This window comes from Parafrankia sp. EUN1f, assembly GCF_000177675.1.
GTDB lineage: Bacteria > Actinomycetota > Actinomycetes > Frankiales > Frankiaceae > Parafrankia.
Genome location: NZ_ADGX01000293.1, coordinates 1 through 4,519, shown reverse-complemented (window position 1 = coordinate 4,519; position 4,519 = coordinate 1). Strand labels below are relative to the sequence as shown.

The window sequence follows — 4,519 nt, the reverse complement described above, 5'->3', positions numbered from 1 at the left end:
TCACCCGGCAGGAGCGCGTCAACTCAGGCTTCGGCGCCGCCTCGACCGCGGCCCAGATCATCGCCGGTATCGATCTGACCGGCCGGTCGGCGATCGTGACCGGCGGCTACTCGGGCCTTGGCCGGGAGACGGTGCGCACGCTGCGGGCCGCCGGAGCGGAGGTCGTCGTCCCGGCACGGGACGTACCCAGAGCCCACCGCGCCCTCGACACGATCGAGGGCGTCCAGGTGTGGCCGATGGATCTACTCGACCCGGCGTCCATCGACGCCTTCGCACGGCGATTCCTCGCGACCGGGCGGGCCCTGCACCTGCTGGTGAACAGCGCCGGCATCATGGCGAACCCGCTGACCCGGGATACGCGGGGCTTCGAATCCCAGTTCGCGACGAACCACCTCGGCCACTTTGAGCTCACCGCACGGCTGTGGCCCGCCCTCGCCGCGGCGGGCGGGGCTCGGGTGGTGCAGGTCTCCTCCCTGGGCCACCCCCTTCATGACGTAGACGATCGACGAGACGGGGCTGAGTGACGCCCTGCGGCTCACCGGTGTCGTGCCCTATGCCGTGGATCCCGCGAACGCGGACCAGCTCTGGACATTGAGTGAGCAGCTGGTCGGTCTGAGCTTTCCCCAGCCCGGCGATCGGTTATCGGACGCCGGCGATGGCCGGCGGGACGGGCACGCGCAGGTGCGCCAGGAGATCGGCCAGTTTCTGGTCCAGTTCCAGGCCGACCTGGGTGATGTCGAGATCACCGAGGCTCGCGAAAAGCGAGCTTGGCTGGTCGATGGTCAGGCAGGTCAACGGGCCGTGCTGGTCGCGCTCGCCGCTCTCGCCTCGCTCGCCGTCGTAGATCGCCAGCCGCAGCGGTGCGTACAGAAGCGCCGCCGGGTCATGGCGGTACATCCGCTCGGCGATCACATGGTTGCCCATGAGGTACTCGACGCAGCGCCGGGTGCCGCCCGCGAGCCGCATCAGCGCGGAGGCGTCCAGACTCCAGTAGATCATGAAGCTGTGCGGGGCGTTCTCCGCCGTCAGCCGGGAGACGTCCGCCCAGGAGGCATCTTCTCGGTCCAGCTCGTCGAACCGGGCGGCGTCGAATCGAGGAACAGCACGTTCGAAACGCTCCCGGAAACGGTCGAATGGCTCGTCGACGGTAACAGTCAACCGGCAGGCCTCATAGCTGGTCGTTGTCACACCGGCTGCGGCCATTGTCATTTCCTGTGCACTCATGAATCCCCCCGACCGCACCTGGACAGCTGGGCAATCCATCGTCAGCGGATGCCCGGGCGATCGCAACCCGCCCGGGTGGCAGCGAGCGCGAGCAGGTCAGGGACCGGGTGGTCACCGTCGTCCTCAGCGGTCTCCCGCAGGACGAGCCCCGCGCCGGTCAGCGCGTTCAGCAGCACGGGCAGGGGGACGTTGACCACCCCGACCCTGGCGCGGATCCCGTCCCCGAGAAGGGGGTGCGCTTCGACCCGCTGATGGACGCGGTAACCCGCGTGGACGACGCAGGATCCCCGGCTGTCGCGTTCGACGAAAACGCCGCCGAAGCACGGGTGCGCGGCGACCACCACCAGACGTCCGCCGGGGCGCAGCACCCGGTGGGCTTCGGTGAAGACGGGAAGCAGGTCATCGAAGTCCGTGGTCGTCATGACGGTGGCGGCAGCATCTACGGACTGGTCGGCGATCGGCAGCCGGTCGGCGCTGGCTACCACCGCCGCGATGCGCCGCCGGCGGGCGAGGGCGACCTGGCGCGCGGAGATGTCGACGCCGATCACGCGCCAGCCCAGGCCGGTCAGTGCGGGAACATGCACACCGCCGCCGCAGCCGAGGTCAAGGCAAAGACGGTCCTGGCCGGAGCCGAGGAGTCGGGTCAGCAGGCGGTCTGCCGCGCGGGCGACCGGTTGGCCCGTTCCCCGGGTCGCGTAGACGTCGTACCAGTCGGCGAAGTCGTCGTAGCGCTGTCGCATGCGACAACCCGATCAGAGATCGCGGTGCCCGCCAACCGATTTCTTCTTCGGCGGCCGGTCCGATCGGTGCGGTGGCGGTGGCGGTGGCGGTGGATGGTTGGGCGGGGCACGACGTTTCCCGAGCACGACAGGTGGTGTGCCCACATCCGGGCACACCACCTGCCTGAGGTACCGGTACTGATTCAGAGGAGATCAGAGGACTGTGAGGGTCACGTTCAGAACCTGCCCGACAACCGGGCGGTACATGGTGAAGTTCGTCGAACGGTAGGTTCTGTTACCGGCGATGTCGCAGCGCACCTGAGCGGTCGCGATGCTGGGGAGCTGCGGGTTACCGAATACCACCGAGAACCGGCCGCCGACGCCGACGGAGGCACCGTGCGACTCGCCACCACCGGTGATCAGAAGTGATTCGGCCGAACCGACCTGACACCGCACCGTGCCGGTGACCGTCAGCGGATTGTTTATCGTTCCCGCGGTCGCCGGTGTCATGGGAACAACGGCCAGCGTCGCGCCCGCCCCGACCACCAGGCCCAGTGCCCTGATTCTCGAAAGTCCTCGCATGACGCACCCCCAACGCTCACACCAGAATGATGGCGCGTGCGGCTCGGTATACCCGGCCCCGGAATATTCACACGCCGGCGCCACTAGAATGCCGGATGGCGACCATTCGGTCGGAGGCCGACTGCGCAGGCCGGCCGACAGCCGCCCAGACCCGGATAATCCGACAAAATCCTCCACCCTTGCTCGGCAGCAGCTAATCCTGAAGCTCGGGATTTTGCCACACGCTCCAGAACGACCAGAATCCCCAGGTCTTCGAGCCACGGCTACGGGCTGCCGAGTGCTGTTGCTACGCGGGCGCTTCCGGGCCGGCGTCGGCACGGTCCGCCGTAGACATCGGTCCGCCGTTGGCGTCGGTCCACGTGGCGTGCGAGCATTCTCGCCTCCGAGCTCCGGACGTCACCGCGACCATCGCCACCGCCGCTTTGTCCGGGACGTCCCCGATTCATGGGGGCCCATTATCCGATGAGTGGCGAGTCGACCGTTCATGACGTGACCTACCAGTTGCTGCGATCGCTGGGGATAACGACCGTCTTCGGTAATCCGGGCTCGACCGAGCAGACCTTCCTCCAGGACTTCCCGAGCGATTTCACCTACGTCCTCGGCCTGCAGGAGGCGTCCGTCATGGCCATGGCGGACGCGTTTGCGCAGGTAACGCGGCGGCCGGCCCTGGTGAACCTGCACTCATCGGCGGGTGTCGGGCACTCCATCGGAAACCTCGTGTCGGCCTTCGACGCGCATACCCCACTCATCGTGACGGCCGGCCAGCAGCATCGCGAAATGGTGATCGGCGAGCCCTTCCTGAGCAACCGTGAGGCGACGAACCTGCCCAGGCCCTGGGTGAAGTGGTCCTACGAGCCGGCCCGCGCGCAGGATGTCCCCGAGGCGTTCATGCGCGCCTGCGCGATCGCGACCCAGCCCCCGGCGGGGCCGGTCTTCCTATCCATTCCGCTCGACGACTGGAACGCCCCGATGACGGGGCCGGCCGTGGTCCGCAGTGTGAGCACGGTGTGCGCGCCGGAAACCGAGCGCCTGCGTGGTTTCGCCCGACGCATCCGGGCGAGCCAGCGCCCGGTTCTGGTGTTCGGGCCCGAGGTGGACCGTTCCGGTGGCTGGCATGCCGCCATCGCACTGGCCGAGAACCTGGGTGTGCCGGTCTTCGGCGCGGCCCTGCCCGACCGCGTCTCCTTCCCGGAGGATCACCCGCTTTTCCAGGGTCGGCTGGGCATGTCACAGAAATCCGTCAGTGACCGGCTCACCGGGTACGACCTTGTTGTCGTCATCGGCGCGGCGGTCTTCCGCTATTACCCCCATGTACCCGGCGACATCCTGCCGGCGGGGACCGAGCTGCTGCACATCACCGGCGATCCGGCCGTCGCCGGGGCGGCGCGGGTCGGCGACAGTGTTCTCGGTGACGCTCGGCTCGCCATCGAGCTTCTCACCGAGCTGCTGGACGCCGAAGCGGCCCACTCTCCGCGGCGCCCCCAGCACCAGCATCCCCATCCCCAGCCCCAGCACGTCGAGCACGTCCAGCACCAGCAGCCGCCGCAAACCCGGTTCCAAGCACGGGCCCAGCCGCGGCCACCGCGGCACGCACCGGATCGGCCGGAGACCGCAGGCGGCCCGCTCTGCGCGGACGAGGTGCACGCGGTCATCAACGCCAGCCGCCCGCGAAACGCGGCGCTCGTCTACGAATCGACGTCCACCATCGGCGAACAGGTCGAATGGCTACCGGTGATCGAGCCCGCCTCGTTCTTCGCGAACGCCAGCGGAGGCCTCGGCTGGGCGGTTCCCGCCGCCGTCGGGGTGGCCCTCGGTGATCGGGATCGCGGGGTCCACCGCCCGGTCATCGGCATCATCGGCGACGGGGCCTTCCAGTACTCCGTGCAGGCGTTGTGGACGGCGACGCAGCACTCGCTGCCGATCGTCTTCGTCGTCCTGCGACACGAGTATTCGATCCTCAAGTCGTTCGCGGAGCTGGAGCGCACGGCCGGCGT

At 68.6% G+C, this 4,519-nt stretch carries 4 protein-coding genes and 1 pseudogene; 2 read left to right on the top strand and 3 right to left on the bottom strand.

The window, feature by feature from the left end:
• A pseudogene (locus FREUN1FDRAFT_RS38045) lies at positions 1–500 on the top strand (SDR family NAD(P)-dependent oxidoreductase); the annotation flags it as partial.
• Positions 501–639: 139 nt separating this feature from the next.
• Here FREUN1FDRAFT_RS38045 and FREUN1FDRAFT_RS38040 read toward each other — a convergent pair.
• The 3 genes from FREUN1FDRAFT_RS38040 to FREUN1FDRAFT_RS38030 all read right to left on the bottom strand — a co-directional run bounded on the left by FREUN1FDRAFT_RS38040 (position 640) and on the right by FREUN1FDRAFT_RS38030 (position 2,525).
• Positions 640–1,203: a DUF302 domain-containing protein gene (locus tag FREUN1FDRAFT_RS38040; RefSeq protein ID WP_006545766.1), complete on the bottom strand. Its 564-nt coding sequence runs from the start codon at positions 1,201–1,203 to the stop codon at positions 640–642.
• Between the two features lie 62 nt (positions 1,204–1,265).
• Complete coding sequence (locus FREUN1FDRAFT_RS38035; protein ID WP_006545765.1) at positions 1,266–1,964, bottom strand: class I SAM-dependent methyltransferase; 699 nt, start codon at positions 1,962–1,964, stop codon at positions 1,266–1,268.
• 192 nt (positions 1,965–2,156) lie between these two features.
• The gene (locus tag FREUN1FDRAFT_RS38030) at positions 2,157–2,525 is read right to left on the bottom strand and encodes a hypothetical protein (protein ID WP_006545764.1); all 369 of its coding nucleotides are present in this window, start codon (positions 2,523–2,525) and stop codon (positions 2,157–2,159) included.
• Between the two features lie 462 nt (positions 2,526–2,987).
• Between FREUN1FDRAFT_RS38030 and mdlC the strand changes: the two genes are divergently transcribed.
• On the top strand, positions 2,988–4,519 hold a 1,532-nt coding region (gene mdlC / locus FREUN1FDRAFT_RS38025; protein ID WP_035957473.1), incomplete at its 3' end, for a benzoylformate decarboxylase.